This is a genomic window from Terriglobia bacterium, assembly GCA_020072645.1.
In the GTDB taxonomy this organism is placed as follows: domain Bacteria; phylum Acidobacteriota; class Terriglobia; order Terriglobales; family Acidobacteriaceae; genus Angelobacter.
In genome coordinates this window covers 14884-34399 of record JAIQGK010000002.1, presented here as the reverse complement: position 1 = coordinate 34399, position 19516 = coordinate 14884, and the positions used below count along the sequence as shown (strand labels likewise).

The 19516-nt window shown below is 51.8% G+C and carries 18 protein-coding genes and 1 tRNA gene; 11 read left to right on the top strand and 8 right to left on the bottom strand.

Going from position 1 to position 19516, the window contains the following annotated elements; genetic code table 11:
• Position 1: 1 nt before the first annotated feature.
• Together LAO76_02200 and LAO76_02195 are read right to left on the bottom strand one after the other, a co-directional pair.
• Positions 2–2512, bottom strand: coding sequence for a hypothetical protein (locus LAO76_02200; GenBank protein ID MBZ5489726.1), 2511 nt, complete (start codon positions 2510–2512; stop codon positions 2–4).
• 174 nt (positions 2513–2686) lie between these two features.
• Positions 2687–3901, bottom strand: coding sequence for a hypothetical protein (locus LAO76_02195; protein MBZ5489725.1), 1215 nt, complete (start codon positions 3899–3901; stop codon positions 2687–2689).
• Between the two features lie 684 nt (positions 3902–4585).
• Here LAO76_02195 and LAO76_02190 point away from each other — a divergent pair.
• The 4 genes from LAO76_02190 to LAO76_02175 are packed head-to-tail and all read left to right on the top strand — an operon-like array spanning position 4586 to position 7393.
• Positions 4586–5278 carry a class I SAM-dependent methyltransferase gene (locus tag LAO76_02190; GenBank protein ID MBZ5489724.1) on the top strand — a complete coding sequence of 231 codons (693 nt, stop codon included), beginning with the start codon at positions 4586–4588 and terminating at the stop codon, positions 5276–5278.
• Positions 5275–5862 carry a hypothetical protein gene (locus LAO76_02185; GenBank protein ID MBZ5489723.1) on the top strand — a complete coding sequence of 196 codons (588 nt, stop codon included), beginning with the start codon at positions 5275–5277 and terminating at the stop codon, positions 5860–5862. The genes LAO76_02190 and LAO76_02185 overlap by 4 nt, the downstream gene beginning before the upstream one ends.
• Complete coding sequence (locus LAO76_02180; protein ID MBZ5489722.1) at positions 5859–6833, top strand: queuosine salvage family protein; 975 nt, start codon at positions 5859–5861, stop codon at positions 6831–6833. Before LAO76_02185 ends, LAO76_02180 begins: the two co-directional genes overlap by 4 nt.
• Before the next feature lie 11 nt (positions 6834–6844).
• Positions 6845–7393 carry a hypothetical protein gene (locus LAO76_02175; GenBank protein MBZ5489721.1) on the top strand — a complete coding sequence of 183 codons (549 nt, stop codon included), beginning with the start codon at positions 6845–6847 and terminating at the stop codon, positions 7391–7393.
• Positions 7394–7398: 5 nt separating this feature from the next.
• On the opposite strand, the gene LAO76_02170 is transcribed toward LAO76_02175, so the two are convergent.
• The 6 genes from LAO76_02170 to LAO76_02145 form a co-directional block, all read right to left on the bottom strand.
• Entirely contained in the window at positions 7399–7836 is a 438-nt protein-coding gene (locus LAO76_02170; protein ID MBZ5489720.1) for a hypothetical protein, read from the bottom strand.
• A 5-nt stretch (positions 7837–7841) separates the two neighbouring features.
• Positions 7842–8777, bottom strand: a complete 936-nt coding sequence (locus tag LAO76_02165) for a hypothetical protein (GenBank protein MBZ5489719.1) — start codon at positions 8775–8777, stop codon at positions 7842–7844.
• Between the two features lie 227 nt (positions 8778–9004).
• Positions 9005–10021, bottom strand: a complete 1017-nt coding sequence (locus tag LAO76_02160) for a hypothetical protein (protein MBZ5489718.1) — start codon at positions 10019–10021, stop codon at positions 9005–9007.
• Positions 10018–12507, bottom strand: a complete 2490-nt coding sequence (locus LAO76_02155; protein MBZ5489717.1) for an SIR2 family protein — start codon at positions 12505–12507, stop codon at positions 10018–10020. Before LAO76_02155 ends, LAO76_02160 begins: the two co-directional genes overlap by 4 nt.
• Before the next feature lie 226 nt (positions 12508–12733).
• Positions 12734–12810 (bottom strand) — tRNA-OTHER (locus tag LAO76_02150).
• Between the two features lie 233 nt (positions 12811–13043).
• A complete protein-coding gene (locus tag LAO76_02145; protein ID MBZ5489716.1) occupies positions 13044–13280 on the bottom strand; it encodes a helix-turn-helix transcriptional regulator in 237 nt (78 codons plus the stop codon).
• A gap of 102 nt (positions 13281–13382) precedes the next feature.
• Here LAO76_02145 and LAO76_02140 point away from each other — a divergent pair, with 102 nt between their 5' ends.
• The 7 genes from LAO76_02140 to LAO76_02110 all read left to right on the top strand — a co-directional run bounded on the left by LAO76_02140 (position 13383) and on the right by LAO76_02110 (position 19341).
• Entirely contained in the window at positions 13383–13619 is a 237-nt protein-coding gene (locus LAO76_02140) for a hypothetical protein (protein ID MBZ5489715.1), read from the top strand.
• Positions 13620–13639: 20 nt separating this feature from the next.
• Entirely contained in the window at positions 13640–13855 is a 216-nt protein-coding gene (locus LAO76_02135; GenBank protein MBZ5489714.1) for a hypothetical protein, read from the top strand.
• Between the two features lie 380 nt (positions 13856–14235).
• A complete protein-coding gene (locus tag LAO76_02130; GenBank protein MBZ5489713.1) occupies positions 14236–15096 on the top strand; it encodes an ssDNA-binding domain-containing protein in 861 nt (286 codons plus the stop codon).
• Entirely contained in the window at positions 15093–15911 is an 819-nt protein-coding gene (locus tag LAO76_02125) for a HipA domain-containing protein (GenBank protein ID MBZ5489712.1), read from the top strand. The genes LAO76_02130 and LAO76_02125 overlap by 4 nt, the downstream gene beginning before the upstream one ends.
• Before the next feature lie 933 nt (positions 15912–16844).
• The gene (locus LAO76_02120; GenBank protein ID MBZ5489711.1) at positions 16845–17504 is read left to right on the top strand and encodes a site-specific integrase; all 660 of its coding nucleotides are present in this window, start codon (positions 16845–16847) and stop codon (positions 17502–17504) included.
• A gap of 431 nt (positions 17505–17935) precedes the next feature.
• Positions 17936–18841, top strand: coding sequence for a MoxR family ATPase (locus LAO76_02115; GenBank protein ID MBZ5489710.1), 906 nt, complete (start codon positions 17936–17938; stop codon positions 18839–18841).
• A complete protein-coding gene (locus LAO76_02110) occupies positions 18841–19341 on the top strand; it encodes a lytic transglycosylase domain-containing protein (protein MBZ5489709.1) in 501 nt (166 codons plus the stop codon). Before LAO76_02115 ends, LAO76_02110 begins: the two co-directional genes overlap by 1 nt.
• Positions 19342–19516: the final 175 nt, after the last annotated feature.

The window sequence follows — 19516 nt, the reverse complement described above, 5'->3', positions numbered from 1 at the left end:
GTTATATCGGGAAGCGTCGGATGTCCGTCTTCTTCAGGATGTGGCCGAAGGTGATGCGCCGGACGTCCCTTCCGGTATCTACCCAGAGTTCATGGTCTACGAAGTCCAGCACGTCTCGTTCCGATTGGTAGTAGATGATCACCGTGCCATCGTATGCTGGTCTGACGACGATAGTTACATCCCGGTCGTCCTTCTTGACTCCTGCGAGGACGGTGTCCGCCGTCTCGTCGAGATCGGTGAGGTCATATTCCTCAAGCGTCGATAAGTGGGCCATCACGCGATCTTTGGCCCTCTGAATCAGCGATTGCGCGTAAATGAACATGTCGGGCGTTGGCGTGGACTCGTGGGAGAAGAGGGCGGCCAGGTTTTTGTCTTCGAGCGCTTTGGTCCATTCTTCTATTGAGGTGATTCCTAGGCTCGCAATGATCTGCTGCGTGACGGGCAAGAGCTCAGAGGCCGCGGTGTGCTGTTCGATGACGGCTTGGAGCTCGTCAACGCTCTTCACGTTGTAGCGGCTCAAGAGTTGCTTGAGTTGATCCGCGTGTTTGATGTTGTCGAGGATCTCCTCGTCGTCATAGAGCCTGTGTTTGTTCTCATACAGCATGGAGAAGAGCTTTTTGGCACTTGACGGGTTGTCGCGGAACCACAGCAGGAGTCCGGAGAGTGCGGGCCGAAAGCGGTTCATGGCATTCCGATCATTGATGAGTCTTTCGACCGTTGCCGTGATTTCCTTGACGACGAAGCTTCCGTCTCTTTGGGAAAGATCATCAAGGTCCGTGTCGATCTCCGCAGCGAGAAGGTGATCGCGTAGGTCGTTTCCTAGGAGCTTGAGGATGTCCAATAGCGCGGTGTCGATGTCGCCAGCGTCCCGGGAGAGTTCGGCTTTTTTCTTGAACGTGCCGTTCTGGTTCGGGAAGATGCGCCGTTTGGTGACCACCGCATGGAAGTCGGGCTCGCTGAGTTTCAAGGTCGCGTAGAAGTCATTGAGCCACTCGTGGACTTCTTTTTCGTCCGATAGTTCGCCTGCTAGCGTTTCGATCGTTCCGTCGTCTTCGATGAAGATGGCGACCTGATCTAGGGTCAGTTTGTTGCAGTCGGGCCAGATGATGTCATACCACACTTCAACATCCGATTGTGCAGGCAGCTGGTTGGGAATCCATGGCTTGCAGCAGCGCCAAATGCGACGCCGGATTTCTTTGTTGGGATTACTCGGAAACCAGATATTGCTGCCGTCAGGCGAATGGATTGGAGCCATGGTGTCCGCTGCAGTTCGCACGATCTTGGTGCGCAGGAGGGCGGTCTGCATGGGCTTGAGGATCTCGGACTTGTACCAGTCCTGATCGGCCCAGATGAACGCCGGCATTGGCTTTGCGGCAGCAAGGAGGTACAGATCTTGCCAGTCGGCTGCCGACGCGTAATCGAGCAGCGAAAGATATAGAACGAGCGCTTCTTTGATGATGGCCCGGTTATGGTCGCTCTGAGCAGCGGACCGCTCGCTCTTGGTGAGGAATACGCCGTCCCGTGGTTCGGTCGGATTGAAAGTCGGGTTGTTGATGATCACCGGGAACGGAAAGGATTCGGTTCCCAGGAGCGGAAAATCGCAGAACAATCGGGGTACCTCGGGGCCAAGCGAGAGGATTCGGACGCCGTCTTCCGTGTGCTCGACCGGTATGGCGATCGTAGTCAGGTCGTCGCTCAGCACCGCGATGGAATAGGTTTCGGTGTCTCCTTCGGAGTCCGCGGTGGTTACGGAAAGGAATTGCACCTCGCCATCTACGCTTTCGCCGTCGGGTTCCTGGAGGCTCACCAGATGGTCCGGGTACTCGACGCTTTCGATCTCCCGCACGAATGCGAGCGTGTACGGGAGGCAGATGTCGAGGTCTTTCAAACCCGCGTGCGCTACCTTCTTGCCCGTCTTGTCAGTTAACTCATAGCGGAAGGACGTATTGAATTTGTCGTCGGCATATCCCCTATAGGGCGGTCTATCATCCAAGTCTTCCATCGAGCCTTTCGCGGCTTCTACAGCAGCGATGATCTCTTCCAACTCGCTTCCGCTGCGATCAAGCGAAAGCTCGAACTTCCTGGGCGTCAAGCCCGGTTCCTTCACGACGCCATTGACCAAGACGTTTTCGGACAACAGGTGGGTGGTGAGAAATCCCGTGCCGAACCTCCCGGTTGTTGTCGGCCGTCCTGTGCTGTCAGTCGTCCGGTCCTTCGATGAGACTTGCTCGATAAGGAAACGAATATTCTCCGCAGAGAACGCGCCTCCGTTGTGGCTGAAGGTGACGTGGGCATCCGGGTCATCCAGGTCCACATCAATACGCACACGAACCCTACCTCCGATATTCACGTCCTTGGCATTCTGGATCAACTCCCAAACCCAGCGCTTTGGTGTCGTCGGCGATGCCTCCACACCGGCACGGAGCTTCGACATTTCCTGATGGATTTTCGTCGCGATGAAGCGGTTGTGCGCCTTCTGCTCCGAAGCCGAGAATCTCTCTCTATATGACACGGACGACCGATCCTCTCGAATCAAGTGTACGGGAACATACCTTCCCGAGATACGGAGTTCTAAAAGGCACTCCCATGAAGTCGCCTTCACGGATTAGGAACGAGAAACGCCCCAACATTCAAGGATCGTGACGGAACTCAAGATTTCAAAGCCGTTCAGAGCCGCGCCCCTCTCTCAATAGCCGCGACCCAAGTCGGACTCCCACTCCCGTATGACCTTATCGCAGTCATCCCAGGGCCCCGACCCTTCTCGGGTGCCACTGTGCAGCACAAGTCGCACGCTTCCGGCTTCCGCATCTCTCGCCGTCCGTGGCAATTCCAAGACCTGGTAACGCGTAACATGATCCTTGGGAACGCGTTTAAGCGCGGCCAGTTCCCGTTCGAAGAACGGATCGTCCGCCCCTTCCCGCTCGAGTGGAGTAAGTGCATGCAAGAGCGTGGCGGGAGGATTAAGCTCGGCGTGAACGAGCGGAATGATTTTTCGAGCCAAGTTGTCGAGATCGATGCCTTGGGATTTCTTCGCGGGAACGTGGATAATTGTGACTCCCGCTGTTGTCAGCAGCGGGAACATGTAATGTCGTTTTTTACGTAGCGCCGCAAGCGCCTGATGCACGCTGTTCTTGAAAACCTTGGTCTCACCGCTCTTGGCAGCGGGCGTTCCTAAGTCAATGCTCACGAGAGCTTGCATAAGCAGATTGCGGGATGCGGCATTCAGCAGTTCGTCGAACTTTCGCAGCCGCGACTTGCCGAACCTCGAACGACGGAATACCGATGCCAACTGGTCAGGACTCGGTTGATGGTCTTTGAGAAACTTTTCCTGTAAACGCCGCTTGTTCATAAGGTGGAAGCGCTCCCACATTTCTCCCCGACCTTCGGCGAAATACGTTTCTCTCTTGGCGAGATGGTCCTGGTAGTCGTCTATCGCATCATCCGGGTTAGAGTAGAGACGTTTTGATCTGTCCTTATCGCCGTAGTGCCTTGATCCATCGCTAAAATTGCCGTTGATAATCCGCTCGTAGAGCTCAAGGTTAAGGACAAAATCGTTCAAGGTGGCAACGCGGATCCGGACGCCGCGACCTGATCCGTGGAGATGATAGTTGCAAATCAATAACTTCACCAGACGGTCATCAGCAAGGAGAATGCGCGCCCCCTGGAGTCTGGAGCTGGCCATTGGCTCCTGGAGCAGATCGAGATAATGCTTCGCCAAGCTGTAGATCGCGGGAGGTGGAGAGTCCAGTGCCGGGTCGAAGTCCATTTGCAGAATGACCGGAACGCGGAACGCGCGATGTCTTCCTTGTCTTAGCATCTGCTGGGCGATTTCCTTCTGGAATTGTGCCCGGCTCGCATCGGAAGAACTGGTCTTGCTTTCCAGACATCCATCGACTTCCAAATGAACACATCTGCGTTGGCGATATCGCCAAGCCCAAGCCTGACCACGCTGTGTTTCGAGAAAATCCGTTCTTCTACTCCACACTACTTCACCTCAGAGAATGGATGGCTCGCGTGCGTCAACTTGGTGTAATAATTGCTGTGCATTCAAAGGCTTGGAAAGGAGCGATCTTCCCAACTTCAATGCCCATGCAGCACCGCAACCGGCCGTCGCAGACAAGCCGAATTGCTTCTCCCAACCGTCCCACATCAATGAGCCGTATCCAAATGCCCACATGAAATGCATCCTTGTCTGCTGGATGTTATTGACGATAACAGCCCGGGTCTTCGCCGGGCCGTATCGACTTCCCAAATCTCAGACACAGAGGGGATCATAAGCTCGTGGCACTTGACTGTAATGAGCAGTAAAAGGGTGCCAACTTAACATCGTTGAGAATAATCTACTGCAATTCGATGACAACCCGGTAGCGCTCTAGCTGGGCCGTTATTTCCCCGTGAGGCAACCGGCAGCGTTGATGGCCGGCGATAGGCTTCCAATCCGTCGTGCAAAAGCTGAATACAGGGTGTTCCCGCCTCCTCCATCATGTAAAGAACCCACAAAGATGCCATGAGATGAAAATTTGCGTTAGTTTTTCCTGATCATATATGCGCTATACTCCCTACTCTATAGTTCGTAACAAGATAAATGCCACGACTGCCACGCAAAACCAGCCTTTACCAATACGCTCGGATGAATCCGATCGAATCAGAGAAGCTTCGCATCAATCAAATTATTGCCAAGGCGCTGCGGCCCGAAAGGGTGTTGGATGCATTCGCAGGAGATGGCACCAGCACGCGTATCTTTGCCAAATACGCCAAACTGATTGTTGCGATCGATAAGAACAGAGAGGCGGTAGAAACTCTCCTGACACTCAGGCGCACCCGTAAGCTAGCGGTTGCATATTGCGACAATTTATCACTCATGCCTTCACTAAGTGCACGCTCCTTCGATTTGATCGATCTGGATCCTTGCGGCAATTGTTATTCTCAGTTAGAGCATGCCCGTCGCTTACGTTCTCCAGAGGGACTTCTACTGATATCCTCTGGGCAAATTCAACGTGTCGTGCGAGGATTGGATATTCCCGAACTGCCTACCTCCCGCTTATACTCAGGGAGGCGGTCAGTGTTTTGGGCTGAGCAGATATGGATCCCATTCCTGCTCAAGTCCTTGAGACGGGGGAACGACTTGGACTTAATTCACTTTTTTACAAGCCCGGTCTTGACGCGAGTAGTTCTTGGCCCGACGAACGTCCGCCAAAGTCTCTCTCGACTGCAGACCCGAAGCCGATACCTTGGTTGGTTTGAGGAAGCCGCCAAAGCGGCACAAAGCACATCATGAATGACACGAAAACCACAAAGCCCCACTCTTTCCCGTTGTCGATTGGTGAGCGGCTCGGTACAGAAGTGTGTGAGCTTTTTGCTGGCGCGGTCGACCGGATTGCGGTCGCAGGTTCGGTACGGCGGCGGTGCAAAGTAGTTCATGACCTTGACATCATTGCTATTCCTCGTTTCACGACCGTTCCACCGAGAACATTGTTTGGTGATCCCGAGCAGGTCTCTGAGGTTGACAGGGTACTCGATGAGCTTGCTTCGAGCGGCAAAATAGACCTCATCCAGCGAGGTGAGAAGGCAGTGCGCTTCCAACTCTGCGGCCATCATATAACGGTTGATTTCTACGTTGCTTCCCCTGAGACTTGGGCAACCCTGCTGCTTATAAGAACTGGTTCTCGCGAGCACAACATTTTTCTTTGCACTCGAGCGAAGGATCTCGGCATGCAACTCAAAGCCGATGGTTCCGGACTCTTCCGAGGGGGGCGGATGATTGCTTCAGAATCCGAAGAGAGCATCTTCCAGGCATTAGGCCTCAATCTACCGCCGCCTGAGCTTCGCCAGAATCCCAAAGGAGGTCGTGGGTTAAGATGAACCCATTCATTAGCACTCTCGAGCCAATTTGGAGCTCACCTACCTGCGTCTTCATCGACGAAAAACGGCTTCGGGTAGTTTCGGAAGAGCTTTCGAAAGAACCGCTGGAACTGCCGAACTGGAGGCTGCCTGTTTTTCCGTCGGACGACGACGAAACGTTCACCAACTTTCTCGGGGTTGGAAACTCCATCAACTTTGCTTTTACTGACTTTAGCACGTACAAATCATTTGAAATCGAATACAACGGGGGCATTTGGAAGGGGGCCTTCGCAATGTGGGGCTGCATTTTGCGTGCACTGGAAAGAGGCAAGGAAGTCCTAAAGGGGCGTTTCCTCCGCAATCTAAATCGCAAAGAGTTTGACGAAATCTTTGCTGGCAAAGTTCCGATTCCAATGGCGGATGAGAGGCTTCGTATACTCAATGAAATCGGTGCAGTTCTGGAAACACATTACGGGGGCGAGTTCTCTAACCTTTTCATCGAAGCGAGATTCAGAGCATTTGGAGGAAATGGCATAGTCGACAGGTTGACCAGCCAGTTTAGCTCCTTCAGAGATGAGAGCGTATACAAGAGAACTAATGCAGTGCTCAAGTTCCATAAACGCGCCCAGCTGCTCCCAATGATGTACCAAGGAAGAGCAGCGGCATCGACTGTCCTTCCTCAAATTGCGGACTTCGAAGATCTGGGACCGATCGCCGATTATGCAGTTCCGCGGGGATTACATAACGCTGGGATTCTGAGCTACGCACCAGAGTTGCAGAGTAAGATCATTGATCGAGTCCTGATCCCGAAAGACTCGATTGAAGAACAGGAAATCCGTGCTCAGACCGAGAATGTTCAGTGGAAGCTTCTTCAGGTGTTGCAGCGGATGTCCACTCCGGCGCCGACAATGCTTCACATCGATTATAAAGTGTGGTCCCTGGGTCGGGGGGCTAAAGAGCCCCACCACCTTACAAAAACGAGCGCTTACTAAGAGTCGAATAAATGCCTGATCCCCCAATCACACGTCGTGTATTTGTCGATTTCATGTACGCGATCGTCGTCGCAGCTGTGCTTCCATTGATAAACGGGAATCATCTTCAATGGGACCCCGTATTCTACAGTGTTGGATTTCTTATTCTGGTCATCCTAGAGGACTATTTTTTATATGAGACTCAGATTGCAAGATTCCAACGTCCGGGATCGCTGTCATTTCTTGGCCTCATTCTTGAAATTGGGATTCTGATTTGCTGGTACTTAGCCGCAATCTCCATTCCAGATCATCCGCGATGGTTTTTGTCAACACTCTCCCTGTTTTTCGTTTTGAAATTCCTAGCTGGCTTGGCACACTGGAGGGCTTTGAGATGGGAATCGATGCGAAACTTGGCATTTTTTCTGCCCGTTGCGACTTGTGGTTGGATTGCCAGATGCCATGCTCCCGTTAGCATAGACGGAGCCACCATCCTCAAGTTAACGTGTTCGTGGCTTGTTATGGTCGCCATTTGGTGGAGCATTACAAAGCTCAACGAACCAACGACTGCGGCAGCGGCTTAACCCCTTTACGGTGTGGTTGCCGCTTTGAGCCACTTCATGCGTTCGAATAAACTCTTCGACTGAAGCGGTAATTCTAGGACTTTTGAACTAGGGAGTGCCCTCCGTAGCTGCTCATTGTAAGCCTTGCCAGCCAAACTGACGATCACTTCGTACCGATCCAGCAATGCAGCAGACTGCTTTGATAAGCGGTCTCGATCAATAACAGACGAGTTCAGCCCATTGAACGTAACGTCGTAATCCAACAACTCTTGTTCCGGCACCACTAGCCCATAAAATGCTGACAGGATAAACCAATCACTTGCATAGTGCATTTCGGCATATCGACGACATAAGCGAAACAACGGGCCGATATACACATCCTTGGCCGGTACAGCACCAAGCCAGGGTTTAGCCTTCCATACTTTTAGCTTGCCGCATCCCACCACGAGCGCCGCGCTGGTCATATGCCTCACTTTCCAACAAGCTCTGGAACGGAGAGGCATTGCGAATAAACCTCCCTTCTCAAATATTCATGAACGCCCCGAACTCGCACTTCTTGGTCTGACAGGTGCAAAGATTCCGCTAGACGTTTGACTGCGTCTTTATATGTTGATGGAAGTCCATCACGAGAAACCAAATGCTGTCTCCTCGCGATAAGTTCTGCATCGACGCGACTCAATTCGTCTTGAGTGCGCAGGAGCTTCTGCCTAAGCTGCGCTTTTTGGAGTGAATTACTGCCGCCGTCATTTTTCATTTCGATATAAAGCAGGCGTTGCCGCCCTTCGCGTCTGCTCAAGCGATCCCGCTGTTCACTCAGCCAGGGAAGTCGAGCGTTACAAACTGTGCTTTTCTCGATGGACACGACCTCCTCATGAAGTTTTGCAACATGGTCGCGCCGGTGTTCGTAGTTGAAAATCCAGCCTTTATAATCGCTTCCAAACACATCATAAGCAGAAAACAGCTGATGTCGCGAATGATGGTAAGCACCTAGAACAAAGAGCCAACGTGTGCCAAACTCTTTTCTTATTGCAGCAAGTACTTGAGCTGCTAGCTCCGAGCTTACGTACATATAACGCACGGACGCCTCTCTCTTTCGAAGAAGACCTCCCACGGCTATGTATTCTGCACCCATACGCACAAGCTCTGAAAAGCATGACAGATACTCGTCCACACTCTTTCCTTGGGCAACCAATACCAACTTAAACGCCCTTGGCCTCTTCCGGTACTGCCTTAACGCGTGGCGAGCAGATGCAAGAGTTTGTTTCGAATCCCATAAAACGTCCTTCATGACACCATAGTCAGCACGCGCCTGCTCATAAATGGCAAACAAATCATCGTATGGTAGATTTCTTATTGATCTCTCAAAAATGCCTGAGTCGCACATTCGCACAATGCGGGAACGCATCGAGGGCCCAACCCGACAAGTGCCTTCACCATCGAAAGAGCTTGGGCAGCCATGTTGACCTTTTAACCAACACTGTGTGGGGTCACATGGAAAATTCGCGAAAAGACGCAGAAAATTCTTTGAAACCCAAGCATGCGTCATGAGGCCAAATGTAAGATCAGGCCGGCTAATGAAACTCGTCTTCAAGATGTTAAGCGACATCGGACGGTCAACAACGAAAAATGGGATCATGATGAAATCGTCAGTTCTGAGGGTTGATCAAGGAGACCTGTGGACCCCAAATCGATAAACAGTGTCCCGCGCCTCCCGAAAGTTGCAATCCTCCGGCCAGAAGGAATGCTATCAATCGCCTGTATATAACCGTGTTGTCTCAATGCCCAATACATACCGAGGGTCTGAAGTTTTGTTCCGAGACATGAAACATAGACGTTATAGTGCTGTTTAATGGGCTCGATCTTCTCCGTCAGGAATTTCGAAAAACCTGTCGCAAAGGCCAGAGGATCACGACTCGGAATGAACCGCGCCTCCACACCATGAATTCGCAACAAGCCACTGTTATTCTCTCGGGCATGTTTTATATAAAAATCTCGTTCTTCATCACCACTGTCCCCCAAGAGCAGGAAAGTTTTGTTTGGTGCTAGCCTTCTGTAGAGCGAGAACGCTCGATTTCCCTCAAACCCTAACACTAGAACCAAAAGATCACGCCGCAATCTAATCTCTCCATTGAAGCCAGGAATCACGGCGATATCCTGAATTCCATAAGAATAACCCTCCTCTTCCGTCACCTGTCTGCGCACCAATGTGTATGTCAGATAAACGCGCAAATTGAATAACTTTTGGCAGCGGCTCAAATACTCTAACAGCGCGAGAAGACGTCCTCTGGGTGCGCAGGAAATGTCCACCACGAGAGGCAGCTCGAATGGACTAATGGGACCGAGACTATCGTCAAAAGGAACAAGGAGACCGAGATGACACGGTATGCTCTTCTCTTCTATGGAACGTTTCTTCAGCCAACTGTGAATCGCCTTCCGATTCCGCGCGTAAGCTCGCTGTGCTCGGATATCTTCCCGCGCAGCATCGCGAGGTTGCGGTTCCTCATAGTCTTTAAACTCGACGATCCAAGCACGTTTGGGAAGGCGCTTCTCGTCCAATTGCTCCAGTACATGGAGACACCGCTTCTCGGGGCTCGCAAACAGGAGCAACTCAAAGCGTTTTAAAGCAGGGCGGCTATGACCGAATATCATTGGCTCTCATGAGTGAACAGTCTGGGCGACAGGGCTTCCAAGTATTCATCGATGCCTTTCGCCCTGTATCCTTGCATCAGTTCCTCCCGAACTTGGTCTGGAGACGTCCAAATTCGATTCATCTGTTGTGCCCGGACCGAGACGGTGTATCGCTCGTTCAGCGACAATCCAAACAGAGGCGCTAAAAGCCGATGAAAGCTATATTTTTGTGCCGGGCCCTCGGTTCGCGGATTGTGGGGTTTTTTGGGCACCACTGGAAACTGTAGCAAGCGGGCCTTGATAGCATCTTCTAAAATCTCCTGTGTTTCCTCACTCAATTTGTCTAACTCAGTTATCTCAAAAGAGAGCGGCGTTCGATATTCTGACTGGTTCTCCGTTGTCTTCGATATGGCCCAGAATAAAGGCCCTAGCGCAGTAAATAACCTGAGCACCCTCTGAGGGTAACGGCAGCTCCGGAAACTTTTAAATAAGATTGCCGAATGAACTCTTGCTACGTGACGTTGGACTCGAGGAGGGATCGGAGTTAAATCAACATGCCGGAACGCAGATTCGGGAAATGCTTCATATACCGCATCCTTGCACAATTCAAGAAACTGGCGCGTTAGACCACTAGATAGCAAACAGTAATTCCGGAAACCTGCATATGATTTTTCTGAGTCTTCGTCGTCCTCCGGCAACAAACGCGTCACGGATGTGTCTGGGTAACCAGACCGGCGAAGCCGTTGATTAGAAATCTCTTCAAGAAACTTTTCATATTTCGCTTTCTGTTTTTTATCCCAAATAAAGCTGTCGCATGAGACGTAGCCGAAATCATCCGTTGGATCCAGCGTCTTGTCGTCAATGTCTCTAAGATTCATATGCAGCGTTTTAACCGCGATTTTATATCTCAGTTTCGGGTGACGCTCACGAAGAATCACATTCACTATGGCCTGTTGTTCCGGATATACATTGTCGTATTCGTCCAATAAGACATGCCAAGACTTTTCCTCAAGTAGCACGTAGGCTTCACACAGCCGCTCCAACGCCCGGCTCAAAAAAGTTGGCCCAGTGTAAAATGTAAGACTATCCCTGTCATTCACGGTCGTGTCAATCGCCTCTTCAACCGCTCTTCGCAAATCACGTAAGCTCTCCAACTGTTCTGTCCCCGACAAACGGAGCAATCGCCGTCCGACATTTTGAATAACATCGTTGGCTTCGGGGCCAGACATAAAGACACCATCCTTAATAGCTTCCTCAAGATTTTGGAGAATTCCGACAAACAGAATTAGATTCAAGTAATGTGTGAAATGCCTGATCCACTCTTCCTTAGAATCGGTCGCTCTTTTGCGGAATGAAGTGAACAACCCTGGCACCATTTTTATGTAGAAACCCCACATCGGCAGATCCGGCAGATCAGCAGGACCGAAGGCCCGCGCCTTCAGGCTCAACCGCCATAAGATGGTAGATTTTCCGGAGCCCCGATGGCCCTCAATGATCGTATGTTGGTGCTCCAGGAGCACTGGAAAATCTACCGGCTTGACAAAGGTTTCGAACAAGAACCTTGGCCGTTCCTCAATTAGAGCTTCAGTGTCAAAAAGAATGAAAGGGTTGGTGAGGGGCTCGGTAGGGGCAGGCGGTGCTACATTTTGTGGAGGCTCTGGGAAAGCGGCTGCTCGTTCATTGTAATGACGTTCGTCATATTCTTTCTCTAGTAACGCGAGAAAGTCCTGTGCAGTTAAGGGAACGTGTTGAAAGCCCTTGCGAGCCCAATGCAGTTCCTGCATCAGCGATGCCGTAGGTGATATGAAGAAGTTTTGCGGGTCTTCCACGTCCTTTATTGCCCTGGCATAAATCTCGCCGAAATCAGAGTCCTCCATTGAAAATCCAATAACTACCAGATCTTTCTTGCGAAGTAGCGTTTTAACCGCATCGATTAAGGCTTCGTGCTCCTGCTGATATTCGCGATAGTCTTCTTCCGTGAGCACTAAAGAATTTGGATCAGTTCGCGTACCGTGAAGCTTATAGAGGTTCAATTTTGGGCTGAGAGGCTGACGGAGGTCCGAATTCCTATAAATGAGCTGACAGTTGCTTTGTCCAAGAGTTGTTTCCAACAAACAATCATAGTTGGTGGTCAGAATATCCCTGATCGTGGGGAGATTCCTGAAAGCCCTTAAGAACTCAGCCTTGGCTGACTCTTCAGCTTGCGACAACTGCTGGCAAATGAGATTGTAAGGCCTTTGATTGCCAAAGTATTCTTTATGGGCCTGAGCAATTATCTGTAGCCGCTCTTCTTGGGACACTTCATCCAACCGGTGCAAGTACTTAGAATCCTTCTTGAATGCATCCAGCAGTTCTGCTTTGAGGACATCTCGAAGCTGAACTGAGGACGGGAGCCCCGCGGCTTGTGAGACACCAGCCCCCAGGAGGATCACTAATCTAGACTCATCAAGGGCTGTAACCAGTTGAGGAGGTAATACTTTTGCCGGTGGCAGGCTTCGCTTGCTCATTCTTGATTTCGGATATTGTACTTTACATTGCCAAAAATCAGAATCGATTCAGTGGTAGCTAGAACCAGACTCACCATTCTTTTTCCGCATCTTGATAGATCGCTACCGGCCTAAAAAGATGGGCTCCTCAGCTGGGGCTCGGCTCACAGCCCGAGCGAATTTGCCAGTTTTCGTTGAGCTGAAATAAACCGAGATTCCTTCCGCAAATCATTGAAAACAAAAGTAGCGGAGGAGTGAGAGTCGAACTCACCAGAGCAGCAAAACTAACTCTCGCCGGTTTTGAAGACCGGAGAGCGTGTTTCCAAAGGGGGAACAAATAAATTTATCGGCGAGGGGGATTCTCGACGCTGCCCATTAGAGCCTCGGCTTAAAAATCCGCCTTGTGATCTTTGAGGCTTTCGCAGCCACAAATTCGCCCTACACCAGTGAGAATGGAATACCAAATTACATGTAAGGCTTTGAAAATAATGGTCGGGGAGACAGGATTTGCCCCCCCAAACCCCTCGTCTCGAACCAGGGATCTTGGATACGTAGACTCACCGTTTCTTGCGCAATCTTAGGCCCGGGCTTTCACTGTTAAGAAATTCGATTCCCGCCTTCTCAAAAACAGCAACGACCTTGGCAAGTGTCTCCGTCCTAGACCCGATGGGCCCATCAAAGCTCTCCATACGCTGGATAGTGCCGAAGGCCACCTTCGATTTTTTCGACAGCTCTCTCTGGGACCAACCCAGGAGGGCGCGGGCAGCCCTAATCTGACCTCCGTTGATTATGATCACGGATGGACGCTACCACGACCCTTTGATAAGCTCAAATAATAGAGTCATTTACATAAGTTATTGTGTATTTGACTCATTTATGAGACCATTCTTTCGACTATGAAATCCAAGCTTTTCAACTCTCTTTTAGGCGTGCTGTTGGACATCATTTTGTGGATCATGAGGGAGAAAGAGGACTATCCCGCCGTCCCCAGCCCAATCCGACAGCCGCAAACCCGAAAGGAGGCCGGCTGCTTAGCAGCAGCAGATGAGTTGGTAGGACTGGGAGGAATCAAGATGCCGGTCAAACAACCCAAATCCAACTATTACCGAGCTCTATATCGCATTGACCGTTGATTTCAACAGTGGGAGGACTCTTGGCTACACGCAGATTCAAGGTGATTCGTGCCGTCAGAGGGAAAGTCATAGACAGCATCCACATGGACAGCGACGATTACCTGGAAATTGATATCCGGTTTCAGGACGGCACATCGCTTGGCATACAGATCACCCCCAGGATGGAGATCGAATTGGTAGACCTGCTCGGCTGGAAGAAAGGGAACAGCTTCATCATCAGAAGTCTGTTGCGATGAAAACCCTGTTCCCGTTTGGCTGATTACTTCGTCACAGCCGGTACGATTCTCGTGGACCCTCTGCTGCCTTCCACCCCACACAAAAACCAAAGCGGCTGTCTACGCGTCTTTCCCACTCCGCTCTGTTCGGGCGTACGCCGCTTGGCCGCGGCTCGGACGGTCCCTCGATCTAAGCGCCGGTTTCGCGCCAAACGCGACTAGCTTCCGCTAAAGCCCAAAATAAAAACTTGTCCGCGTTTCGCACTCACCGCGCCGACGCTCGCGCCCTGCCACTCCTCACTGCGCTACGTTCGTCCCCGTCTTCCGGGTCGTTGGATTTGTCTGGCTGCCGCCTGAAGTGAAAGACAAATCACGCCGACCCGGCAGACAGGGGTTTTCAAATGTTAGTTAATAGCAAAGACAAAATCAGAAGCGTTCGTCAGGCAGTTTGGGCGGGTGTTGAACTTTTAGCCAGTGACATCGAGTCAGGTCATCCCGAGGTGCTGTCCGAATGCCTCAACGCGATGGCACGTTTTCACACTTACAGCTTTGGCAATGTCCTTTTGATCTCAACTCAGCGACCCACAGCAACTCAAGTTGCGGGGTGGCGCGGTTGGAATGAGTTAGGCCGCAGAATCAAGCAGGGCGAGAAGGGCATTCTGATTTTTGCTCCCATCCTTTCAGAACCCAAGCAGCCAGCCAATGCAGACGGAAACAGCAGTGAAAGCTCAGAGCCACAACATGAATTGCTTGGCTTCCGTCAGGTGCGCGTTTGGGATGTATCGCAGACCGAAGGCGAGCCCATAGCAGCAAGTGATCTTTTCTCTAATCTTGACCTCTCGGAAGTGTTGACCAAGCTGACCGAGTTTGCCGCCAATCAGGAATTTCAGATTGAGTATTCGGACAAGATCGCGCCAGCGCGAGGAACTTCGTATTACGGTCAGATTCGCCTCATGCCTGACATGGAAGCGAAAGAGACTCTTTCCGTGCTGGTTCGGGAACTGGCCTTACAGATGTTGTATGAGACAAAGCGTCGCAGCTTTGTAACCCGCGATGTCCTGCTCAGGGAGGCAAAGACGGTTGCTTTTGTGGTTTGTAATGCTCTCAGTCTGGAAACCGAGCCAGCCGAAAACATCCAGCTCTATCGCGGCAATAAGAACCTGTTGGCGGAGAGCTTGGAAGTAGTGCAGCGCACGTCTGCTGTCATCCTTGGGGCACTCATCCCCGAGGATACACAGAACGGAATGGCGGTGCAGCAATGAACACCGTTACAGCTCTTTCCGCAGTGCAGCAGATTCGCCGGATGCGCGGCGGTTCACAGTCTCAGCTCATGCGCGCTTCCGATGGCCATTTCTACATCACTAAGTTTCAGGGAAACCCGCAGCACACCAGAATATTGGCGAATGAATTTCTTGCCAGCAGACTCGGTTCATATCTCGGTCTGCCCATGCCTGAAGTCGCGCTTATCGAAGTGTCCGAATGGCTGGTAAGCAATACCCCGGAGCTGCGCTTTGACATGGCTGGACTGGCGATTCCGTGCAGCAGTGGCTTACAACTCGGTTCGCGCTACGTGGCCGATCCTGAAAGGGACATGGTATTTGACTATCTGCCCGAGTCTCTGATGGAGAGAATCCGCAATCTGCAGGACTTCGCCCGTGTGCTGGTGCTGGACAAATGGGCCGGTAATGCCGATGGGCGCCAAGTGGTATTCACCAAACCAGCCACGGCCCGGAAGTACACGGCGGCGTTTATTGACCAGGGCTATTGCTTTAACTGTTCGGAGTGGAACTTTCCTGATTCTCCACTCAGGGGTGTCTATGCCCGCAATTTTGTCTATCAGCACGTAACAGGCTGGCAGTCCTTTGAACCTGTCCTCACCCGCGCCGAAGAGATGGACACGGCAGAGCTTTGGGCGCTCACTGATGGGATGCCGGAGGAGTGGTGGTCCCGTTACGGCTCAGCGGATGACCTGTCCCGCCTAATCGAAACTCTTTATCAGCGCCGGTCATCCATCCGCGACCTCATCACCGCATTCCGCAACTCCACCCGCAATCCCTTTCCCAACTGGAAGGCTTAGACCTTGGCTTCCAGCTAAAGCGCCGCGCGGCAGCAGCCGCGCGGCTTTTTTCATTGTGCTAAAAAAAAATTGCGAGAGGCGCAACGCCGCGCCTCTCGCACTCTCCCGGCGGAATTTTCTAAAATTATTTCGCTATTTATTCACTATCGTGGTATACTGTGTGCGAGTGTTGGTTACTGAAATGACAAAAGAATTTGTACAAATTTTGTACAACCGAATCGGCTTTCTGGCCTTTTTGGTTCTTTTGGCCATACTAAGAATCAACAACTTACGTGTTATCAATACAGTGAGCTGTTCCGATCCCGACTAGCTCCACCATTCTAATCTACTGAAAACAAACAAGTTATAGGTGGTTTGCGCGAATCGTACAATAATCGTACAGTCGCCTCGGCTGACTCGACCTGCGAGCCGTGTCAGGAGGCAGCGTGCTTCGCGTTTATACCCGTCATTATCCGCCTTGCAGGCAGACCAATTGCAGCTATCGCCGATGTCGTTGTCCGAAGTGGATCAACGGGATGCTGCCCACTGGTGAATTCCTTCGCACGTCCGCCAAGACGCGCAGTTGGGAAACTGCGGAGCGCAAGGCCCGTCTAATGGAAGTCAATGCCGACCCGCTCCGTCAGTCTCCCCCGGAGGCGGGCTCAGAATTACGATCAAGGACGCAGTGAAAGCATTTTTGCAGGACGAAGAGGCACGCCAGCTTGCCAAGACGACAACCTGCCAGAGCAAGACTCTATTCGAACAGCAATTGCTGACTTGGGCTAAGAGCGAGTCGCTCGCGTTCCTCGATCAATTGACTACGGCTAGACTCCGGGAATTCCACGCCTCTTGGAAAAATGGTGCTTTGACCACGCAGCGCAAGCATCACAGGCTTAACGGGTTTTCGCTTTTTGCATCGAGAACGAATGGTTGACAAGGAACCCCTCTAAGAAGATGAAAGGGGTTCATGCGAACCTTGTTCCTACCGACTACTTCACACCAGCTGAATTCAAGGAAATCATCGATGGTACGTATGCCTACGGCGATTGGAAAGGCGGGCGAGACTTTGAACATCGGGGGCTGCGCCTACGGGCACTGATTCTCCTGATGCGGTGGTCGGGGCTGTCAATTCTCGATGCAGTCACTTTGGAACGTCAACGGCTCCAGCGACATCGGCTGCTGCTGTATCGTCACAAGACGAAGGTTCCCGTCTTTGTGCCTCTTCCACTTAATGTCTCAACGTTGCTACATGAGCTTCCCAACTCTAACGCCCGCTATTTCTTTTGGAGCGGGAACGGAGATCCTCACACGGCCAAGAAAGGATGGCAGCGATCACTGCGCCGCCTTTTCAAGACGGCGAACCTGAAGACGGAGGATGATCAACCAAAGCGTTGCCATCCGCATATGTTCCGCGACACATTTGCCGTGGAGTTGTTGCTTGCTGGCGTCCCGCTCGACCAGGTATCGCTACTTCTAGGACACGGCAGTATCAAGGTGACCGAGAAGCATTACGCACCGTTCGTAAAGGCCAGGCAGCAGCAGCTTGAATCCAGTGTGCGATTGGCATGGCCTCGAAGCCGACAGCCTCAGGTGCGTCAGCAACGGGTCATGTAATTGCCTAACCCGCGGCTTGAAGCTGCTGGTGGACGCGAAGGGCAACTGTCTCGGGAATGCGCAGTGTGGTGTAGCGTCGTTTGAATCGCCCCTCGCGACTACCCCATTTCAAAACCCCGGGCTCGTTTTCGAACATTCGACGTATTGTGTTCTCGCTTAAGTTCCAGAGCTCAGCCAATTCGAGAACGGAATAGTGCCTTTCCGCGCAAACCCCACTAGACGTGTTTGTTTTATTACTGGCTTCTACAGTTGAGTGGACTGGCTTCTTAGCAAGTTTCATGACAACTGATTCTCCATCTTGGGCTTTTGTACCCGAGAAGCGGATTTCGAGCAAAATTCCCTTGCAAGAGAGGAAATTTGACCGAAATCGCAGGTGGACATAGGTTCTCCCTGTCAACAGCCACTTGCTGCACGACAAGGAGAAGGACTAGGTGTTTTCCTCACCCCGGCAAACATTGGAAGCCCTCGCATCGGTTGGATACATCACCGATGAGATAACCGCCACGATTGTGTATTTGGCTGCCCGCCTGAATAAGCCGATTTTGAAAGAGGGACCGCCGGGGAGCGGTAAAACGCAGCTGGCGTACGCAGTTGCAGAAGCTACCGGTGCTGAAATCGAACGTCTGCAGTGCTATGAAGGCATCAACGAGGAAAAAGCCATCGGCAAGTTCGACGAACCTTTGCAACGTCTTGCAGTTGAGTTGAGGTCGAGATCGGGATCGGTTGAATGGGAGGCCCTCACGCAGGAATTACATGGCGAAAAATTCTTCAGTGCTGGACCTCTTCTGCGTGCTCTTGGCCACTCCAGACGCTGCGTGTTATTGATAGATGAGCTGGATAAGGTTTCCCAATCTTTTGAGGCAATGCTGTTAGAGCTGCTTTCAGTCTGGCAGTTGAGCATACCGAAGCTCGGCCTGATCAAAGCGGAGAGCATCCCCTTCGTCGTATTGACCTCCAACGAGGAACGTAGGATCGGCGATCCTCTCCGGAGAAGAAGCTTCTATTTGCGGATTGACCACCCGACTCCACAGAGAGAAGCGAAGATTCTGCAGCTAAGAACGCCGAACCAAAGCGCTGAGTTCCACCGCGGTATGGCGGGCCTGGCAAAGGCATTGCGCGGCTGGAGCCTGGAGAAGCCCCCGTCAATCTCCGAAATGCTCGATCTGGCGCAGGCCCTCGAAGTCCTCAATGAGCAACGGATTACTCCCGAAATGCGAGACATTCTTTTGCCGCTTCTCGCCAAAACGGAGGCCGACAGACGAAAGCTCTTGTTGCGGGATGGATGGGCCAGTTTGGTTTATGACGCCCAACAATACAGCGCGGAGGCGGTCGAGTAATGAAAACGGCCTGGCTACTGCTGACTCTGCTTTTCGCTTTGCCGTGTTGGGCTGCAACGCGCAACGCATCCAGGCAAGAAGCAGAGTACTACGTTGCTGCCTACGCCCAGCACTATGGTGTTCCGGTTGAATTTGTCCGTGCATTGGTCGAGCAAGAGTCAGATTGGCACAGGTGCGCCATTTCCAGAAAAGGAGCTGCTGGCCTGATGCAGCTCATGCCGGATACCGCCAGAAAGCTGAACGTGCAGGATCGTTGTGACTTGAAGCAAAACGTCTCCGGCGGGGTTCGCCACCTGGCGCGGCTGATGACAAAGTTCCACGGAGACCTGAGACTGGTCGCAGCCGCATATTATGCGGGCGAACACGTAATTGAGATCCGTGGGCTTCAGTATGCGAACCCTGACGTTGTTGCTTATGTGGCGAGCATTCGCCAGCGGGTTGAGCGCGAGAGAAACTTACGGAGTGTGAATGTTCAACGCACTCCTGGGAGAACACGATGAGAGTGCACTTGATTCTGATTGTCTGGTTGATTGCCAGCATTGGCATAGCTCAAACGCAGGACAGCAAAGTTATCCCGAGCGTTACAACTGTGCCTATTGAGGAAAGCGCAGTCACTCTGCTGCACCTCGGGCCTGGCTACACGACTTCAGTGAAACTGCCAGAGGAGATCAGCTC